This window comes from Methanobrevibacter arboriphilus JCM 13429 = DSM 1125, assembly GCF_002072215.1.
GTDB lineage: Archaea > Methanobacteriota > Methanobacteria > Methanobacteriales > Methanobacteriaceae > Methanobinarius > Methanobinarius arboriphilicus.
The window spans coordinates 21,059-41,771 of sequence record NZ_JXMW01000015.1 but is presented as its reverse complement, the minus strand read 5'-3'; the positions used below and the strand labels follow the sequence as shown (position 1 = coordinate 41,771).

The window sequence follows — 20,713 nt, the reverse complement described above, 5'->3', positions numbered from 1 at the left end:
TTACACCTCACCACATTGTTTAATAATCTCTTCTTGAACAGATTTCACCTTTGTAGGGAAATCATCTTCAGCAATAAATTTTAACCTACCAATATCTTCTTTAACACTTAATCCAATAATATCTTTAGAGTTAGCTCCTCTTTCTAAAGCCTTATTTGCTTCTTTTTGGAATAGTATAATTGTGCTTAAAAGTTGGAATTGTTTTGAAGGAGAACAGTAAGTATCAACTTCATGATAAGCGTTTTGCTGTAAGAAATCTTCTCTTAACATACGAGTAGTTTCTAAGGTAACTTGTTCACTATCTGGAAGTGCATCAGGACCTACAAGCTGTACAATTTCTTGAAGTTCAGATTCTTTTTGTAGTAAAACCATAGCTTCATCACGAGCAGACCTCCAATCTCCCCCAACAGTTTCTTTCCACCATTCTTGTACACTATCAACATATAAGGAATAACTTTGTAACCAATCAATTGAAGGGAAATGACGTTTATCTGCAAGAGACGCATCTAATGCCCAAAATACTTTACAAATACGTAAAGTGTTTTGTGTAACTGGTTCAGATAAGTCCCCACCAGGAGGAGAAACAGCTCCAACAACAGAAACAGAGGAAACTTTACTTTCACTACCTAATGTATTAACTCTTCCAGCTCTTTCATAGAATTGAGCAAGTCTTGAAGCAAGATATGCAGGATATCCTTCTTCACCAGGCATCTCTTCAAGTCTTCCTGAAATCTCCCTCATAGCTTCTGCCCAACGTGAAGTTGAATCTGCCATAAGAGCTACATCATAACCTTGATCACGGAAGTATTCAGCAATAGTAATACCAGTATATACACAAGCTTCACGAGCTGCAACAGGCATGTTAGATGTATTAGCTATAAGAACTGTTCTATCCATTAAAGGATTTCCAGTTTTTGGATCTTCAAGTTCTGGGAACTCTAAAAGTACCTCAGTCATTTCGTTTCCACGTTCTCCACATCCAACATATACAATAATATCTGCATCAGACCATTTAGCTAATTGTTGTTGTGTAACAGTTTTTCCAGACCCAAAAGGACCAGGAATAGCAGCAGTACCACCTTTAGCTACAGGGAAAAATGTGTCTTGTGTTCTTTGTCCAGTTACAAGAGGAACATCAGGGTCAAGCTTATCTTTGTAAGGTCTACCTTTCCTAACTGGCCATTTTTGTAACATTTGAACTTTTTTAACATCATCAGCAGTTTCTATCTCAGCAATATCTTCTTCTACTGTAAATTCACCACTACTAACAATGCTTTTTACTGTACCTTCAATAGTTGGAGGAAGTAAAATCTTTTGGAGAACTGCAGAAGTTTCTTGTACTTCTCCAAGAACATCTCCACCTTGTACTTTATCTCCTACTTTTGCTACTGGTTTAAAAGTCCATTTTTTCTCTTTATCAATAGATGGTACATCTACACCTCTTTCAATAAAGTCGCCAGTTTTTTCTTTAATAACTTCTAGTGGTCTTTGGATTCCATCAAAGATTGAACCCATAATACCAGGTCCAAGTTCTACAGACAATGGTCCACCAGTACTTTCTATTTTTTCACCAGGTTTTAACCCAGCTGTTTCTTCATAAACCTGAATAGTTGCAGTGTCACCTTCAAGCTCAATGATTTCACCAATAAGCTTGTCGCTACCTACCTTAACCATTTCATGCATTTGAGTTCCTCTCATACCATCTGCGATGATAACAGGACCTGCAATTTTAATAATATTTCCTTCAGTAATCATTTAACCATCTCTACCCCAATAACTCTTTTAATAAGTTCACCCATAGGATCGCTTTCCCTATCAGATGGGCCAGATTTATCTGGTATTTCAATAATCATTGGTAACACATTGGAACCAATTTTTTTCTCCATGTATTTCCTAATATTATCAGCTATATTTTCTGTGATAATTATAATTGAAACTTCATCATTAATTAATTCATCCAATGCATTTTCTGCATCTTCATTTGTTTCTACAACCTTACTTACCTTTACTCCACCAAGTTGAAAACCTGTAACAGTATCAAGATCTCCAATTATTGCTACAGAGGACTTCATACTAACATCTCCTGAATTTCAGATACTGAAAAGTTAACCTCTCTTTTAGCACGTAAAATAAGTTTTAAATTTTTAATCTCATTTTCTTTCTTTGTTAAGTAGCTAATTATTGGACCTACACCTAAAGTGTTTTGTATAGATAATGACTTTGCAGTTTCATAAACAAAATTATCCAATGCTTTTTCAAGAACTTCGAGAGAATTTTTTTCATTATATTCTGGAAGAGACTCAGAAAGCACTTCATGATAATCAGTTCCTTCTAACCTACCAACAATATCTGAAACACTATCAGATTCAAGAAGATCTTTCATTTTCCATTCTCTTATTTGATAACCACTTTTAATTAAGAAAGAACCTGCTTCATCAAATGATAAATTATCATTTTTTGCCCTAATTATAAGTTTTAGGTTAGCTACATCAACTTGAGCACCAATAAATTCATGTAATAATCTACTATTATTATCTGTAGCAACTGCAGATTTTGATAAGATACTTTCTAAAAAGTATTTATCTAAAGCAGACTCTAAAGGTAAAACCATCTTTGATTCATTATAAGTTGGAAGTGCATCTTCAAGTAAAGTCGCATATTCAGTTCCATCCAAACCATTTATAATATCACTTACTGTTTTAACATCAGCTAGTTGTTCAAAAGTTTCATAATGATTTCCAACAGGTATTAAGAAATTTAAAGTCTCTTCTCTACTCAAACCCATTTCTTTAGCAGCAATGAGGCTTTTTATATTTGAAATATCAACTTTTTTAGCTAGAAGAGAAAAAGTATCTTTAACTGAATTTGGGGCTATTCTTGAAATTAAATTATATGATTCAGCAAGCTGAACATCTAAAGCCTTTTCAATAGGGTATTTATCTACATAATCGGCATAATCCTTAAAACCCCTAAGATAATTTGTAACTTCTTCAATATTATCTGCTTCTATTATCTCAGAAAGTTGCTTTTCATTGAATAATCTTCCTTTTCTAGCTCTAACTCTAGCATTAGGTTGAAGATAAGGATAAATATCCAGTACAGGCCTACTTGCAACAATAACAATAACTGCTCCAATAGCCAAAAAAGCAAGAATTACTATAACAAGAAATGCTTCAGTAGGGATGCCCAAATTGTTTATTATTCCAATTAATTCATCAGCCATAATCATTCCTCATTATTTAAATAAAACTTTTGCAACTTCTGAACGTAAAGATTTTTTAAATCTTAACATTCTAGCTTCAATTGTATTGTTAACTTCAATTTCACCATTTTCAGTTTTTAATACAGCTCCCCCAATAGTTGAAATAGGTTCACCAATTTTTAATGTGGTTTCTTTTGATAATTCAGATTTAACCTCATTAGCAATATTATCAATATCTCCACTAACCTTTGAAATGTCTTCCTCTTTTAATAATACAACTAAGTTCCCACCACCAATTTCAATAGCGGCTTCTTTAATCATATCTTTTAAAGAATTTACATATTCAGCATCATTTGTAGATGCGATATTAGTTAAATCAGTAGTAGCTTTATCAAAAGCTTCTTCAATTAATTTAGCTCTTGTCTCTAATTCTAATCGACGAGAATTCATTTTAGCTTCAGATATTATCTGCTGATATTTCATATCGGATTGCTTTTTGGCATCTTCAAGTATTTTATTCTTTTCAAGTTCAGATTGTTTATTTCCATTATCTAAAATAGATCTTACTTCTTCTTCTGCTTGTTGAATAATATTATCTGCAGTATTCTGAGCTTCAGAGGTTATATTAGAGACAATTTTTTCTGTCCCAGAACTCATTTTTTTAACCTCCTAACCTAATATTCCGCCGAATACCATTAATAATATAGCAATCAAGAACCCGTAAATAGCTTGAGTCTCAGGCAATGCAGAGAATATAATACCTCTAGCAAACATATCATTATCTTCAACTACTGCTCCGATAGATGCAGAAGCAACGATACCTTGACCCATACCAGAACCAAGACCAGCAAAACCAACTGCAGCACCAACACCAATAGCAACAATACCTGATGTGACGTCTAATGAACCAGAACCTAATAATCCGGAAAATACTAACAAGAGAATAGCTACCAAAAACCCATAAATAGCCTGAGTTTCAGGCAATGCAGAGAATATAATACCTCTAGCAAACATATCATTATCTTCTGCTACTGCACCAACACTCCCTGCTGCTACTATTCCTTGACCTAAACCTGATCCTAATCCAGCAAAACCTACTGCTATTCCAGCACCAATAGCTGCTAAAGCAGTTCCTAAAACAATTTCTACCATATTTTGATCTCCTTATAATATTTAATTTATCTTAATTGATTTATTTAAATAATAATTAATTTAAGTAATAATTTAATCATTTTAATTAAACTATATTAAAACTATATGAAACTTAATAAAAATTTATGACATTAATATTTTTAATATTAATATTAATTATCACTTTTTAATTTTGTATAAACTCTGTTTACACCAAATGCTTGGAATTTATTTTTACCAGTCATGTAGAATTGAGAGAAAAATTCAACATAATTTAAACGAAGTCCTGAAATAAATGCACCTAGACTTTGGAAGAGTAAATTCACAATGTGACCAAAAATAAAAACAATTACTGCAAGAACAATTCCTATAAATGGAATCATTTCACCACACATTACTGTTAATATATTTACGGTCATAGCAATTCCCCCTGTAGAAAGACAAAGTGCTAGTAAACGTGAAAAGGAAATTATATCTCCCATATATCCAAATATATCCATTATTCCATAAGCTCCTCCACCATATAGTAAAAGACCTAAACTTGCAACAAGTAATGCTCCACCAATGGCAAATCCTATCATTCCAATAGATGGTATTATGAAGCCTAATGCTAAAAATACAATTCCTGCTTCTAAAACAAACCAAACGATTTGAGCAGTTAATGCTTCTTTTTTATTTCCATACCTATAATTGTTGATTGCACCTATTATAAAACCAATATTCAAATATATAATACCAGTTAATATAGCCATCATCAATATATGATCTGGATGTCCAAATGCATCAAACCAACCAATTGTAGTTGGTAAAGCAGCTCCTGCAGCAAAAAAGTCAGGTAAAAGCAGTGGGAAAATCCTACCATAGAAATCTCCAACAAAACCATTACTTATAAGTGCCAGAACAAGCGTCCATATACCACAAGCAATTAAAATTAAACCAAAACTTTTCATAGTTTCGCTTCTCTTACCTAAACCTCTAAAGATTATATATCCAATAAGAGCATCGATTATCCCATAAAAACCATCAGTTAAACAAAAACCAAAGAAAAATGGGAAAGATAAAGCTACAAGAATAGTAGGATCAATCGCATTATATTTTAATGGAGCATACATATCTACAAGAAACTCGTATGGTTTAGCATATGCAGGGTTATCTTTAAGAACAGGAACTTCATCATCATCATCTATTGTAGGTTCTTCGACCTCAACAACAGAATGTCCATCAGTAGATGAATCAATTAAAGCTAAAGTTTCATCTAATTTTTTTAAAGGAACCCATGCTTCAAGCATGGTTGTACTTTCAGTTTCACCAAATGTAGCAAAAATCTCATTTCTATCTTTTTCGATTTCTAACTGTTCTTTGATGATAAATATTTCATCATCCCATTTATCAGCTAATTCTTTCAATTCGCTAGATAATTGAGATTTTTCATTTTCTATAGATTTGAGTCTTGAATCGGCTGAATTTATTAGTTCATTAGGACTTCCTTCTAATCCATTAATTTCGAATTTTTCAAACTCAAATCTTCTTAATAAAGAATAAGCATCATTTTTATAACTATTTAAAAATTTAATAATAAAGATAATTTGATTTTTATCGTTGTCATTTTCTTCTAATATTAAAATATCATCACTAATATTTTTAATGTCTTTTTTGAATTCTTGAGCAGATTCAACATTTATCCTTCCTACAATATTAGAAGTGTACTTAGAATCCTCTAAAAGAGATAAATCCATGTCAAAATTTTTTAATTTTTCGGCTAAATCTTTTTTTGAATTAAGTTCACTAGCTTCTGTATCAAGAGCAGCAATTTTATCTTCTATAACACTTGTTTGAGACTCTACTTCACCTAAAATTGATTCTGCTTTAACAATTAAGCTATCAATATCAATTTCTTCAACTTCTACCTTAGTAGGAATAACAGGATTTATATAAGAACTAATCATGTCCTTAATACCCAAGTTGGGAGTTAATACATCTCCAAATAACTCTGAAATTCCAGTAGCTTTCATTAGAAGCGAAGAAATCTTACTAGTGAGTGGAGCCGCCTTTGAAGGCTTTAATAGCTGTCCCCATTCAGGATTTTGTTGAATACGTTCTGATATATCATTGATTTGAACAATACCCTCTTCATGTAACTTTTTAACAGTTACTGGAGAATATTCACTCAATGTTATAACTTTGAGTTTACGCATCCTTTCTGTTTGGAACATTATTCTCACACTACAATCTTTTTTCAATAAATAATATATAAATATTTAAATATTAACTAAATATTCAAATATTGAACTTATAGTATATTTTTGACAATAATTGAAGCAGCTTCGTCAATATTAGACCGAGATTCATTTTCAAAAATATTGACATTTTTTTCAGTCTTATCGATTATTAATCTTGCTTCTTTTCTTGCATTTTCTTCTATTTTAAAAATAATATCTTTAGCCTGATCTTTAGCTGATTCTTTAGCATCTTTAATGATATTATCAGATTCTAATTTTGCGTTTTCAATCATTTCAACTGATTTCGCTTTAGAATCATTAACTAATTCATCAGCATTATTTTCGGCTTCCTTAATCGTTTTAATAGCTTCCGATATCGCTGTCATAATTTACCACCATGGTAACTAAAATTTTATTACACCTTATATATACCTTTTTCTACTTGGCTTTAATAGAAAATCCATTTCATTTAATAAAATCTTTATTATTTTTAATAACTTTTTTTAGCTTCTTTTAATTCTTTAATCAAAATTCTTTTAAATCTGCTGAAAAGATATTATATCAATAAAAGAAAGATTTCAAAATTTAAAATTAAAATCTTAAAACTAGAATTGAAAATTAGAATCTTAAAGTTAAAATTAGAAATTAGACTTAAAAAATTAAAAAATCTTAAAATTAAGATGGATATTATTTAAATTAAAGTCAAATTAATTATAATAATATGAAATTATAATAATATGAGAAAAATTAAACTAAATTAAATTTAGATAATTATAATATTAAATAACTTAATATTAGATAACTATAAACTCAAAAATAAAGACGAAACTTTTATTAAATATAATAATAAAATATTTAAAATACTAGATTATTATAATAACTAGAATAACTAGAATAATTTATATTAAATACTAAATTATATTTAAAATTCATAGAATAATTTATGTGATATCATGATGCCTGAAAATGTATTAAAGAAAAGTTTGTTAACTCTATTAAGTGTTATTTTCATATTTATGCTAGGTTTGACAATTATATTTCAAGTCTACAATATAGTTCAATTGGGAATGCTTCTAATCATACTAATAATAGTAATTATACTTGCAATTGCAACTAAACTAGATAAATAGTCTTTATGCTATTATAAAGATAGGTATTTTTTAAAAATTATTTTTTAGAAATTATTTTTTAGAAATTATTTTTTAGAAATTACCTTACTCAACTTTATTTTTAATAAATTTAACAATTATTTATTTTTTTAAATTAGCTTTTTTGAATAATTAACTAAATAATACACTTACATATATATGTTTATATGTAAATTTACTGATTTTATAGGAAAAATAGATTTTAGCAGAAAATACATTTTAGCTAATCTTTCATTATTAATCATTATATTATATAGAAAAATTACTAATAATAAAATTATAATAATCCCAATCATTAAAAAAGGAATCAAAAGTAAGTATTTTCCTTTTTAAAAGATTATATCTAAAAAAGTAATAAAAATATTTTAATATAATATTTTACAAATAAAACTGATAAACAATGCTAAAATATTAAATTAAATATTTTATTAAGTTAATTAAAAAATAAAATCAAACTCTGAAATATAATTATAAACAGAAAATAATAGTCAGAAAATAAAATACTAACCAAAAAATGAAGTATTAAAAAAATTAATTATTTATCTCATTAAATTTATAATAAGAATATAATATAGGAACTATTAAAACTAAAATTATAGAAAGAAGTAATCCAATAATACTATAAACAATATTATTACTTAAAAATGTAGCTAATGTATATACTAATAAAACGAATCCTGCTATCATATATGTATAAGAGCCTAATTTATGAGTTTTTTTCCAAACAATATCATTTTTAAGAGTCCAAGGAGTTCTAATACCTAAAAAATGATTAGGCTTTATATCCTCCATAAAATAGCCAATAAAAATAAAAAAAACTGACAATAATATTAAAATTAAAGGAACTATATCAATAGGAAAATGAAATATATCAATAGACACCAAATTCAAAGGATTATTACTATCACTAAATTCTAGAGCCAAAAAAACTGGAATCCAACTTATAATAATAAAAAGAAAAGCTATTGCTGGAATCACCTTTTCTTCAATACTTCTATTTATATCTGACTCTCCATAATATAAATACAAGATATAAATAGCAATAAGGATAATTGGAATAATCCCCAATAGTGGGATGAACCATTTAGATCCAAAGGAATCTATAGATCCATATATATTAACATGAGTAGGAACAAAATCAGGAAGCCCAAAACTCACTAAAATTAAAGTTAAAAAATTCAATATAGCTAAAGGAAAAATAAATTGGATAGTTTTCATAATATCCTCTAAAAAAACTATCTTTTTCTTGTATTAAAAAATCTTAACATAGATCTAGGTAGTTTTTCAGCATAAGCTAAAACAGAAACTATTATAAAGAATATACCAATTACTAGAAAATAAAGATTGAAAAAAGGTTCCAAAAAAGCAACACCAACAGATGCAAAAATTATCCCCTCAACAAGTAAAATAGCTCTTTTCCATTCAGGTATGAAAATAATTAGTGGATAAGCTATACCAATTAAGAACAATATTGTACTTGTAGCTAAAGTATTATTGTTAAGAGTTGTTCCTCCAATATTAAAAAAGGGCAATAGACCCCATGTTATCATGATAAATGCGAATACAATTGAAAATTGTTGAATTCTACTATATGACATAAATTTTCTCCCCATAAAATTATAACTATTAAAAAATATTACATCTAAAATTACTATAAATATTAAAAATATTACATTTAAGAATATATAAATTATTATAAATTAAATTATTATAAATATTAAAAAATATTATATTTAAGATTAATATAAAATTATTATAAATATTATATTTAAGAATATATAAAATTATTATAAATAATAAATATTACTAAAAATATTATCATTATAATTAAATACCAAATAACATCTTTTTGGAGATATTATTGTTTCATCTTTTTTAATTCTTTCATTATTTTATCTAGTTCTGTCTTTTCAATACCTGAAATTTCAGATACTTTTGTTGCATTTAAAAGTTCATCTGAGTCTTTAAATGTTTGAATCATTTTTCTTTATCATCTGTAATATCACCACAACTTTTAATAATATAAAACGATAAAAAGTAAATATATAATTTTAAGGAAATTAAATATATAATCTTAAGGAAATTAAATATATAATTTTATAATATATTTTTATAATAAATTCCTATATTCCTACGAATAGTCAATATTCTCAATATTATTAAATTTAACAGGTTTACCTTTTTCATCAACAGTTTCTGTTGTAATTAAAACTATTTTTGAATTTTTAAATAAATTAAAAATAAAATAACCAATATAAACCATGCAAAGAATATATAAAACCAAGGAATTATAGCTAACAACGAATAAAATAAGGAATAGTAATAGTAAATGTATATAAATAGTTCCAAAGTTTCTTTTTTTAGCTATAATATGTTCAGAATCAGCTGACATGATTTTATATCCATTTTCAATGAATTTTTCAGCTATATCTTCCATATCATCGAAATTTTTTGCTTTCAATATTATAGGTTCTTTCATTATCTCACATAGTAGTTAAAAGTTTTTTAATTTCCATTTATTAAATTTCCATCTATTAAATTTAATCTTATTTAAATTAATTTTATTTGATTTTATTATTTTTGATTTTATTATGTTTAATTCTATTACATTTAATTCTATTATACTTAATTCTATTATATTTAATAATTTAATATTATTAATAGTTTTATAATTTCTATTAAGCTAATTAATTATTCTAAAAATAGTATATTAAAAATATCCTATAAAAATGTATCTAATAAAAAAACTATATAATATTATAATAATACATTTATAATAATACATGACAAAAAAATAAAAATATGAAAATATGAAATTTAAAAATAAAAATAATAAGTTTAACAATAAAATTATTTATAAACAACCAATTCTTCAATAGACTTTCTTGATGTATTTCTACCATCATCATTCGGGTATCCTAAAGGAGTAAATAAAACAGGCTCATATTCTTCATCAAGTTGTAAAAGATCTTGAGCAGCATATTTTTTAAAAGCACCAATGAAACAAGTTCCAATTCCCAAATCAGTAGCTTGTAAAATAATATGATTCATTACAATACCTGCATCAATATCACTAATATTTTTTCCATCCCATGGACGAGTCCAAGATTTAGCCGGAGCCATAGCTAAACACAAAACTATAGGTGCTTCAACAAACCATGGATGAGGATAAATCTTTTCCAAAGCTTCTTTATGTTTTTCAGTATCAATAACATAAATTTTAAAAGCTTGCGCATTCACTCCGGTTGGAGCAAGTATTCCTGCATTTAGGATTTTATCAAGCTTTTCTTTTTCAATAGGATCTTTTTTATATCCTCTTACACTATATCTTTTTTCAATAAGTTCTGAAAATTCCATTTTAAATCCCTTCAAGAAGTATATCAAAAATAGTATGAAATAATAAAAATTGTATTCTATAACTATTTAAACTGGTATAATAATAAGTAAATATTAAATAAGAAATAATTAGAAAGAATTAATTAAATTTAAGTAAAATTGAATTATATTTTCTTAATACCTCTACCTCTTTTAGTTCCAGGCTTCCTATAATGAGATTTAGGTCTTGTTCTTTTATTAGTTCCTTTTACTTTTGCCATATTATGTCACCTCCATAATTATAATATTTTTGTAAAGATAAATTCTATTTACCCTTATATAAGTTTTAGTTAAACTTTTTTAAATTTATTTAAATTTTATTTAAAGTTTAATTAATTTTTAGCTAAATTTTATATATATTTTTTATTTAAATTTTAGTTAAATTATTAACATTAATTTTTATATTTTCTATTTAATTTAAATATTTCTATTTTTCAAGAAAATAATATTACTAAATTAATGAACATGACGAAAAATGATATCAAAAATAGTATCTAAAATGTATCTAAAAAATATATATAAAATATAGAATAGTATATATAAAATATGGAATTATATATATAAAATATAGAATAATATATGTAAAATATAAAATAATGAAATATTTTTAATAATTTTAATATTTTTAATTTTAAATATTTATTTTATCCAATAGCCAGTTCGCTTATAAGCATAATAATCACACTGATATTCTGTCCATTTCCAGTTTAAAACATGACCCATTTCATGATAAACAACAAAAGGATCCATATAAGCAATAATAACGCGAGTTGCTTTAATACCATTATTATAAGTGATTCCTAAAGTATACTTAGTCCCAGCACACCCCTCATAAACATTTACATATTTACTTAATTCATTAATACTTCTTTCATAAGCATTTTTTGGATTAGAATAATATACCTGAATTGGTTTAGTAAGTAAAACTGTTTGGTTCCATTTTACATAATAAGGGATTGATTTAACATATATGTTCTTCTTTAGATAATTACCAGCAGAATCAAAAGTATAAACTGATATATTTAAAGTTCCAAGCACTTTATAATTAATTTTAGTATTTAAAGTCCAATTTTTATAATTTTTAAGTTTCTTATTATCAACATAACCATTGCATTTAAAATAGTATTTATTTCCTTTGATTTTTGCAATAACTTTTTTAGAACTACTATCTGCAATGTTCACAATATAAAAAGGTCTGCCTGCAATAACAGACTTAGAACTAGGCTTTATTGAAACTACTTTAGGAGGCTTATTATCAACTGTGAAATTAGTGTATTTTTTATATATATTGTTTTTAGAATCAAAAGCTTTAACATAGAGTTTATATTTTCCTGATTTATATTTTTTTGTATTCAAATAATAATACCAAATACCATTGTTATTTTTTTTGAATTTGAAAGTTTTTTTGCCAGAAACATGACCTTGAACCTTTTTAATAGATGATACAGTATATACCTTTATCTTAATTTTAGTTCCAGCTTTAAAAACAGATTTTGATTTTGCAATTTTTTCAATTTTATTTTTATCTTTATTTTTATCTTTATCTTTATTTAAAGTTTTAAAAGTAGTAGAAGTTGAATTAGAACTTAAACTATTAAGAGTTAAACTAGAGTTTGTATTATCGATTGTTTGGTTATTATTTTCATTATTATTTGTAGCATGGACAGCACTAAAAGAAACTAATATAAAAAATGATAGAATTAAAATTAAAAAAAGCTTTTTATGCAAAAACACCCCTCCCTATTCTAGAAATATTAAACCTCAAAAAGTTGTCCATAAATAATATAAACCCCAATAATCAAATATAGGCCTAAAAAATTTAAATTATAACTTATTATATACTATGTTATGTTTAAATTACTTTAATGTCTTACTAATAGTTTAATATATACACTATTTTAATATCTTGTGTCTATAATCTTGTGTGTATATTATTTTAATATTTTATGTGTGTATTATTTTAATATATTATATATCTATATTTTAATATATTAGTTTTTTACTTATTTTAAATCTAATATTAATAAATATATCCATAATTATTAAAACTTTTAATTATTAAAAACACCTATTATTTTTTAAATAAGTGTAAATAATCACCATATCCCTCTTTTTTAAGATCTTTAAGAGGTATGAATTTTAAAGATGCTGAATTTATACAATATCTTTTTCCACCTTTTTCTATAGGCCCATCATCAAAAACATGCCCTAAATGGGATTTAGCTATTTTACTTTTAAGTTCAGTTCTAACCATTCCATGAGAAGTATCTTTAGTTTCATCAATAACATCATCATTAATAGTTTTTGTAAACGAAGGCCAACCACAACCTGAATCAAACTTATCTAAAGATGTAAAAAGAGGTTCTCCACTAATAATATCAACATAAATTCCTTCCTCATTGAAATCGTTGTATTTACCAGTGCCTGGTGTTTCTGTTGCATTTTTCTGAGTAACTTCATATTCAAGAGAAGATAATTTTTTTAATCTTTCTTCTTTTTCTTCTGGAGTGAAATATTTATAATTACATTCATCGAAATCATAATCATCAATAAGTTCAGAGCTAGTAGTCTCAATTTCTAGAATATCTTTAGGAATTAAATCCAGATCAATATGACAATATCCACTAGGATTTTTGTCTAGATATTTTTGATGATAATCTTCAGCTTCATAAAAAGACTCAAGAGGTTTTATTTCAGTAACAACTGATTTATTATTAACTCCATTATTACCCCCATATCTTTTTTGTTCTTGGGAAAAAACACTATTTATAATAGCTAAATCTTTTGAAGCTTCTCTAGAACCATCTGAAGTATAGTAAATTCCAGTACGATATTGTTTACCAATATCACCACCTTGTTGGTTTAATGTAGTTGGATCGATGATTTTAAAGAATTCTTCAATCAATCGACGAAGAGAGATTATATTTTTATTATAAACAATCTTAACTGTTTCAGCATGACCTGTATCTATCCTACATACTTCTTCATAGCTAGGATTTGGAATAAATCCATTTGCATAACCTACTTTAGTTTCAACAACTCCTTTTAATTTTGAAAAGTATGCTTCAATTCCCCAAAAACATCCTCCAGCTAAATAAATTGTTTTTAAATCATTATTTTCTAAATCAATATTTTTATGAGAATCTTCCTTATCTGTTTTCTGTTTTTTATTTTTAAAAATAAGATCTCCTCCAAAAATTTTTCAAAATGGTTTTTAGATTTCCAAATTTTCTAATAAATTATCTACTAATAATTATGTATTAATAAGCAAATAACATTTTTCATTAAAATCATGTTAAAATTTTAATTTGAATTATAAATAAAAAATATCATTAATAATAAAATTCGTTATATTGATAATAACAGTAATATATGATAATATTAACTATAATACTAGTAATAGTAATGATATCAATATAATCATACTACCATTAATAGTAATAAAAAGGAACAATAAAAATAATAATAAATAATAACAAATAATAATTGCAGTAACAGTAATAATAAAAATAATAATAAATAATAACAAATAATAATTGCAGTAACAGTGATAATAAGAATAATAATAGTGATAATAGTGATAAAAAATTATAATAATAAAAATAATAACAATACGAATAATAGTAATGATGATAAGAAATATTACTGAATAATTACTAAAACTGAAAAATATAACAAGTAAATGATTTTATAAAAATCTAAAGAATATAATAATATTAATCGTCTATTGACTTGTTTAAATCCCCACAATAAGAAATATCACTAATATCACAAAATTTTCTAAATTCTTCTTCATCATTAACTTCTTCAGTTACATGAGCAATAATCCCGGGAATTCTACCAATCATAAATATTCCAAAACCTTCATTACTTGAAAATCCCATATCAGAAAGTAATGCTCCACTTGCTCCATCAACATTGATATTAATCCCTTTTTCCTTGAAAAGTACTTCTTCAATAGCTAAAGCAAGCTCACTATGTGGCCCAATAAAGTTTTCTTTTTTAGCTAACTCCATTAATTTAGCTCCACGAGGGTCTTTATTATGATATCTATGTCCAAATCCTGGAATTTTCTTATTTTTTAATTTATATTCATTTATAATGTCATTTGCAATTATATCCATATTTTTATTACATTTACTATAGTTATTATGATTATGGTTACGATTATGGTTATTATTATGGTTATTATTATGTTTATTGTTATTATTAAGATTATTATGAATATAAAAATCAGATTTTATTAATTCTTGAAATAACTCCATAGAATCTTCAATCGCTCCAGCATGGTTTTTTCCAAAAGAAAGTAATCCTCCAGCTAAAGATACATTTAATGGAGATCCAGAAGAAGCTATTAACCTTGAAGTTTGAGTACTGGGAGGAGTTACTCCATGATCACAAAAAGATATTAATATATGATTAAGCATTTTAGCTTCCTTAAGAGATGGTAATTCTCCCTTTAAAAGTAGATAGACCATTTCAGAAAAACTAATATTGTTTATTAACTCTTCTTGAGGATAACCTCTTGTAATAATCTTATTTGGTTGAATATTAGTAATAGAAGTTCTTATTCTATGATTATCAGTGCCATTATTAGTTTTAGTTTTAGTTTTAGTATTGATTTGAGTATTGATTTTAGTATTAGTTTTAGTATTAGTTTTAACGTTATTTTTATTGTTAATTTTTGATAGTTTTTCTTCTATTTTCATTTAATCCACCTACAAATAACTTAAATAAGTAAATAACTAATTAACCTAAATAACTAAATAACTAATTAACTAAATAATTAAATAATTAAATGATTAGATAATTAAATGTTAAATAGTTGAATAGTTAAATGATAGAAATACTAGCTGATCTAGGTTCAACAAAACAACAAGGACGAGTAGCTAATATCCTAACACCACTTGCTCTTTGAGGACCTATTTTTACAAATGATCCAAGAACAGTTGTCTTTCCACCTAGCCCCATTGGTCCAATATTAGTTTTATTAAGCTTATTCGTTATATAATCTTCAATTTCTGATTGATAATTTAAATTACCACAAATCATAGCTTTTATCATCAAAGAATTAGCTTCAAAATGTGTTCTCCCAATACCAATAGCAGGTATAGAAGGAGTACATCCTAAAAGTTTCAAAGTACCTTCAAATCTCCCCACAGCCACATTTAAAACTTCTTTATAGTCCCTTTTATGGAAAACCCTATAAGTTTTAGCTCTTATTTCTGGGCCTCCTCCCAACAATAAAAGATGAATCTTAATCTTATCAGACAAATCTTCATCATTAGAGTTTTCTATTAAAAATGAAGGAGTTACAACCTTTTCACTTTCATCATAAAGACCTTTAGATTGGTCAATCCTTTCTATATCATTTCCTCTAACCGCCATTGGTCTACCAGGTAAACTTTTGAGGCCATTAGCTATTCCTTCCTTTATTGATTCTAATAAATCTGAGGATAAAGATGTATTTTTACCTAATTCTATAAAAACATGCGGAATTCCAGTATCATCACAAAGAGGAAGTTTTTGCTTATTTGCAATTTTTGCATTTTTAAGCATAAGTTCCAATGCCCATCTTGCATTCTCATTGGTTTCTTGATTTAAACTTCTTTTAAAAGCAGTTATTCTATCTTTAGGGTAAGAAGTACTTGCTTTTATCAATTCTTTTTCTATTTTTGATGATAAATTCATAGTATCATATAATATAGTATATTATAATATAAAAGTTTCCAATCTAGAAAAAATTATTCACAAAAGATAATTATTCAGTTAGAAATGATTAATTATCAATTTAAAAATAATTATCCACTAAAATATAATCATTCATTTAGAAACAACAGCTTCTGGATAATATCTATCAATTACATTTTGAACTAAGAGAACTTGTTTGATTCTTTTTCTAGCTTCAACAGATGTAGTTTCCCAATTATGATGTTTAGCTACCGATCCTCCTGTTTTTAAATAAACTGGAGAACCAACCTTGATTATTTCAGGAACTTCATAATGACGTATAAAGCCACCAGTAGACTTTGGATTTTCAGTGTGAATATCAATAGGAATATCAATTGCATCCCTAATGCTTCCAATCATAGAAATAGATAAATCTCGAACAGGATTAAAAGAATTTAAACCAATAGATTCAAATAATTTTGCAGAAGCAGGATTAGCAGCACCCGCATGTGCAGAAAGCTTAAATTTAGTGTCCTTAGCTATTTCTCCATTTTCTCTCATTTTAGCTAACACCAATAGAAGACCTTCATCATAAATTACTATCCCTCTAACTCCTAGCTCTAATGCTCTTTTTACATCTTCAATTGCATAAACTAAATTATCATAACCTCTAAGACGATATCCTATCCTTGAACCTTCTTTAGTTTGAGCTGTAGCACTAGTATCATATACAGCACGAGGTCCAACACTTAAAAAAAGATCTAAACTATTATATTTAGCTAATTTAACCATTTCTTCAATTTCTTCATCAGTTAAAAACATGATTCCTTTTGTCTGGGTCACTCTATGAATTTTAACATCTTTTTCTTCACAAGCAGAAATTAAAGAAATTAAAGCAGAAGGATTTTGAATACCTGGAACTTCAAATTTATACTGACTACCATCAGAAAATCTTTTTTCTGAAACATAATTAGAACTAATTTCATTGATTCCAAGTTTTTTAAGAGAATGTTTAGTTTTTTTCATTTTTACAACCCATAAAATATTTCATAATACCCTAATATTCTATAATGTTTTTTTAATGTTTTCTAAATTTTATATAAATAATTATTATTTAAATTTGATTATAAATTTGATTATTAGTTTGATTATTAGTTTAACTATTAGTTTAACTATTAGTTTAACTAAAAATATCTCCAAATTCTAAGAAGAATTAGTTTTTTGACAGGTAGGACAATAATAAATAGTTCCTCCTAAGTAAGATTCTTTAACAATCTTATCCCCACAAGAAGGACAAGGAATTTTATATGTTTTAGAAGATAATATTACTTCATAACCTCCATAATCTCCAAATAATGTTTTTTCGGTGTTTCTTCCACCATTTTTGGTCATTTCATACAATGTTCTTTTTACACTATTAAATAACCTCTTTTTATCCTCTTGAGATAATTTTTTAATCTTAGCCTTTGGATTTATCTTAGCATTAAATAATATATCTTGTAAAGAACCATTTCCAAGACCAGAAATTCTTTGTTTTGTGGCTAAAAATGATTTAACAGATGAATTAGCTCTTACTTCAGATAATAATCCTTCAAAATAATCCATATCAAAATTTTCAGATAAAGGAGAAGGTTTTTCCATAGCAATATCAAAATATTCATTTTCATAATCATTTTCTAAAGCAACATGAAGCTGAGCATACATACGTGCTGAACATATAAGTGCTGAAGAATCTTCAAATTTTATTAATAATTGGTGTTTTTTAGGAATTTCTTCTTCTCCATCAACATATTTAATAATTGTATCTTCACTTAAAACAATTATTACATCATCTTTTATAATTTCATTATTACCCTCAAATTTAGAATCATTAATCGCCGATATTTTAATTTGGCCTCCATATGCAAATGTATTTCCAATGAGTCTTCCTTTAAGAAGATTATTATATTCCTTAGGATCATTATAAAAAAACGCAAACTTATGATGATAATTGTTTGTAATAACACTCAAAATCTTTTTTCCTTTAATTGTTTCATTTAACTGATTTGCAAGAGTATTGCTTTCTGGAATTTCAATCATAAAATAACCTCTTTTAGTTTATTATACATTTAAATATTAACTGTTTTCATAAAATCAGCGATATTTGAAGATTCGATATTATCAATACTTTTTAACTTATTCAAATCAAAATTTGGATTAAGTGACTTGAATTTTTTCAAAATATCCTCTTTTGTAAAAGGATTTTCTGATTCACCTTTAGGAAGCATTATATAATCTTCATAAACATTATTATTAGTTTCAACGATAACTTTAGAAGGTCTATTATTAGGAGTTAACTTATTAAATTCTTCAGATTCTTTAATATTTATTATTTTAATTATATCATTCAAATTATGATCTTTAGCAAAATTTAAACAATTTAAATTGTTAATATCAACTTTATCAAAGCAAGAAATAGCTACTGCATAAGGTAAACTTTGCTTAATGTCTTCCTTAGATTCTGGATTAAAATTATCATGTTCACTAGCTATTTTATAGGTTTCAATAGTTATTTTTTTAATATTTTTAACCTTAAAATCAAATTTATTCTTAATATTTAAAGTAGTGTCTATGGAAGAATGTAAATGTCTACAAAAAGGGTATTTCTTCAAATAAACATCATTAATATGGAATTTCCCAAGATTTTCATATAGATATTTATGTAAATATTTATCTAAATATTCATCTAGAGGTCTATCTACAGATTCATTTAGAGGTTCATCCAGAGGTTCATCTAGAGGTTCATCCAAACAATGATTTAAATAATCTTGAATATTATTTGAACTACATAAATCTGTATTTTTAAACATTTCAAGACACATAGATCTTAGAAAGCCTTCTTCTCCATCAATAATAGATCCTGCCCCAGTAAAACCATTTTTTGCGAGAAATCCTGATAAAATCCCATTATAGACTGCATTTCCTATGTGGAGGTGTTTTCCCATTGTTCCTTTATGATCTGATTCAAGAAGACCAGAACTTTGAGTTCCACAAAGTCCAAGAGTGTTTATTGTTTTTTCTAAATCTAAATCAAGTAATTTAGCTACAACTGCACCTGCAGCAAAAGTTCCTACAGTTCCACTAGTGTGAAATCCCTGGTTTCTGTGTTGTGGATTAGCTAAAATTCCAAGAAAAATAGCTACTTCATATCCACAGATAACTGCCTCCAAAAATTTTTTTCCATCAATATTGTTTGCCTCAGATATAGCTATTGCAGGTGGAAAAACAACAGAACCTGGATGTATTTGTGCAAATCTATGGCCATCATCTAATTCAAGAGCATGTGCAGAAATACCATTTATAAAACCAGAAATAGAAATATTTGAATAACCATTTCCAATAATAGAAGATTTTTTATTATTAATACCCTTAGTATTAGTATTGTTAATATTACTATTTAATTCGGTATTATTACTATTTTCCACATCATTACTATTATTATAAATATTCCTATTATTATTAATATTCTCAATATTATTAATATTATTAATATTATTACTGTTATTAATATTATTTATATTATTATTACTATTATTATTTAGAGTAGTATTAAAACCAAAAAGTTCTTCAACAGATTTTAAAGCTATTTGAACACTTTCTTCAAGAAATCCTCTATTAGTCACCCCTAAAAAGTCTAAAAAACATAGTTTAGCTTTTTCAATAGCTGTCTCAGGAATTTCATCATAATCTAAATTTACAATGAATTTAGATATTTCCTCTACAATCATAAAATTCATACTCTAATTATAAGCTAATTAAACTATAAGATAATTAAATTATATAATGATTAAACTATAAGTTAATTAAATTATAAGTTAATTATATACTTACAAGTTTTTTCTAATTATAATTTTTTACACACTATAAATTATATAATATTAATTATGATAATATTTATTATTTCTAATAATATTTATTAATTCTAATAT

At 26.1% G+C, this 20,713-nt stretch carries 19 protein-coding genes; all 19 read right to left on the bottom strand.

What is annotated here, in order from left to right:
- Positions 1-1,755 carry an ATP synthase subunit A gene (locus MBBAR_RS07465; RefSeq protein ID WP_080460673.1) on the bottom strand — a complete coding sequence of 585 codons (1,755 nt, stop codon included), beginning with the start codon at positions 1,753-1,755 and terminating at the stop codon, positions 1-3.
- On the bottom strand, positions 1,752-2,072 hold the full coding sequence (locus MBBAR_RS07460; protein WP_054835030.1) for a V-type ATP synthase subunit F: 321 nt from the start codon (positions 2,070-2,072) through the stop codon (positions 1,752-1,754). Before MBBAR_RS07460 ends, MBBAR_RS07465 begins: the two co-directional genes overlap by 4 nt.
- Positions 2,069-3,223: a V-type ATP synthase subunit C gene (locus MBBAR_RS07455; RefSeq protein ID WP_080460672.1), complete on the bottom strand. Its 1,155-nt coding sequence runs from the start codon at positions 3,221-3,223 to the stop codon at positions 2,069-2,071. Before MBBAR_RS07455 ends, MBBAR_RS07460 begins: the two co-directional genes overlap by 4 nt.
- A gap of 12 nt (positions 3,224-3,235) precedes the next feature.
- On the bottom strand, positions 3,236-3,859 hold the full coding sequence (locus MBBAR_RS07450) for a V-type proton ATPase subunit E (protein WP_080460671.1): 624 nt from the start codon (positions 3,857-3,859) through the stop codon (positions 3,236-3,238).
- A gap of 12 nt (positions 3,860-3,871) precedes the next feature.
- The gene (locus tag MBBAR_RS07445) at positions 3,872-4,354 is read right to left on the bottom strand and encodes a V-type ATP synthase subunit K (protein WP_080460670.1); all 483 of its coding nucleotides are present in this window, start codon (positions 4,352-4,354) and stop codon (positions 3,872-3,874) included.
- 152 nt (positions 4,355-4,506) lie between these two features.
- On the bottom strand, positions 4,507-6,546 hold the full coding sequence (locus tag MBBAR_RS07440) for a V-type ATP synthase subunit I (RefSeq protein WP_080460669.1): 2,040 nt from the start codon (positions 6,544-6,546) through the stop codon (positions 4,507-4,509).
- A gap of 77 nt (positions 6,547-6,623) precedes the next feature.
- Positions 6,624-6,938: an ATP synthase archaeal subunit H gene (gene ahaH, locus MBBAR_RS07435; protein ID WP_080460668.1), complete on the bottom strand. Its 315-nt coding sequence runs from the start codon at positions 6,936-6,938 to the stop codon at positions 6,624-6,626.
- Positions 6,939-8,231: 1,293 nt separating this feature from the next.
- Positions 8,232-8,918, bottom strand: coding sequence for an SdpI family protein (locus MBBAR_RS07430; protein ID WP_080460667.1), 687 nt, complete (start codon positions 8,916-8,918; stop codon positions 8,232-8,234).
- A 17-nt stretch (positions 8,919-8,935) separates the two neighbouring features.
- On the bottom strand, positions 8,936-9,298 hold the full coding sequence (locus tag MBBAR_RS07425; protein WP_080460666.1) for a hypothetical protein: 363 nt from the start codon (positions 9,296-9,298) through the stop codon (positions 8,936-8,938).
- A gap of 260 nt (positions 9,299-9,558) precedes the next feature.
- Positions 9,559-9,681 (bottom strand): hypothetical protein, encoded by a 123-nt coding sequence (locus MBBAR_RS10650; protein ID WP_282956051.1) that lies wholly within the window; start codon positions 9,679-9,681, stop codon positions 9,559-9,561.
- Between the two features lie 150 nt (positions 9,682-9,831).
- Positions 9,832-10,179: a hypothetical protein gene (locus MBBAR_RS07415; protein WP_080460665.1), complete on the bottom strand. Its 348-nt coding sequence runs from the start codon at positions 10,177-10,179 to the stop codon at positions 9,832-9,834.
- 371 nt (positions 10,180-10,550) lie between these two features.
- Positions 10,551-11,057: a nitroreductase family protein gene (locus MBBAR_RS07410; RefSeq protein WP_080460664.1), complete on the bottom strand. Its 507-nt coding sequence runs from the start codon at positions 11,055-11,057 to the stop codon at positions 10,551-10,553.
- A gap of 657 nt (positions 11,058-11,714) precedes the next feature.
- The gene (locus MBBAR_RS07405; protein ID WP_080460663.1) at positions 11,715-12,803 is read right to left on the bottom strand and encodes a hypothetical protein; all 1,089 of its coding nucleotides are present in this window, start codon (positions 12,801-12,803) and stop codon (positions 11,715-11,717) included.
- A 343-nt stretch (positions 12,804-13,146) separates the two neighbouring features.
- Positions 13,147-14,145, bottom strand: coding sequence for a peptide-methionine (R)-S-oxide reductase MsrB (gene msrB / locus MBBAR_RS07400; protein WP_249025046.1), 999 nt, complete (start codon positions 14,143-14,145; stop codon positions 13,147-13,149).
- A 646-nt stretch (positions 14,146-14,791) separates the two neighbouring features.
- Positions 14,792-15,784: a citryl-CoA lyase gene (locus MBBAR_RS07395; RefSeq protein ID WP_080460661.1), complete on the bottom strand. Its 993-nt coding sequence runs from the start codon at positions 15,782-15,784 to the stop codon at positions 14,792-14,794.
- A gap of 124 nt (positions 15,785-15,908) precedes the next feature.
- Complete coding sequence (locus tag MBBAR_RS07390) at positions 15,909-16,766, bottom strand: fumarate hydratase (RefSeq protein WP_080460660.1); 858 nt, start codon at positions 16,764-16,766, stop codon at positions 15,909-15,911.
- A gap of 132 nt (positions 16,767-16,898) precedes the next feature.
- The gene (locus MBBAR_RS07385) at positions 16,899-17,771 is read right to left on the bottom strand and encodes a peptidase (protein WP_080460659.1); all 873 of its coding nucleotides are present in this window, start codon (positions 17,769-17,771) and stop codon (positions 16,899-16,901) included.
- A 177-nt stretch (positions 17,772-17,948) separates the two neighbouring features.
- Positions 17,949-18,824, bottom strand: a complete 876-nt coding sequence (locus tag MBBAR_RS07380; protein WP_080460658.1) for a hypothetical protein — start codon at positions 18,822-18,824, stop codon at positions 17,949-17,951.
- A gap of 29 nt (positions 18,825-18,853) precedes the next feature.
- Positions 18,854-20,512 (bottom strand): MmgE/PrpD family protein, encoded by a 1,659-nt coding sequence (locus MBBAR_RS07375; RefSeq protein WP_158082558.1) that lies wholly within the window; start codon positions 20,510-20,512, stop codon positions 18,854-18,856.
- Between the last annotated feature and the right edge of the window lie 201 nt (positions 20,513-20,713).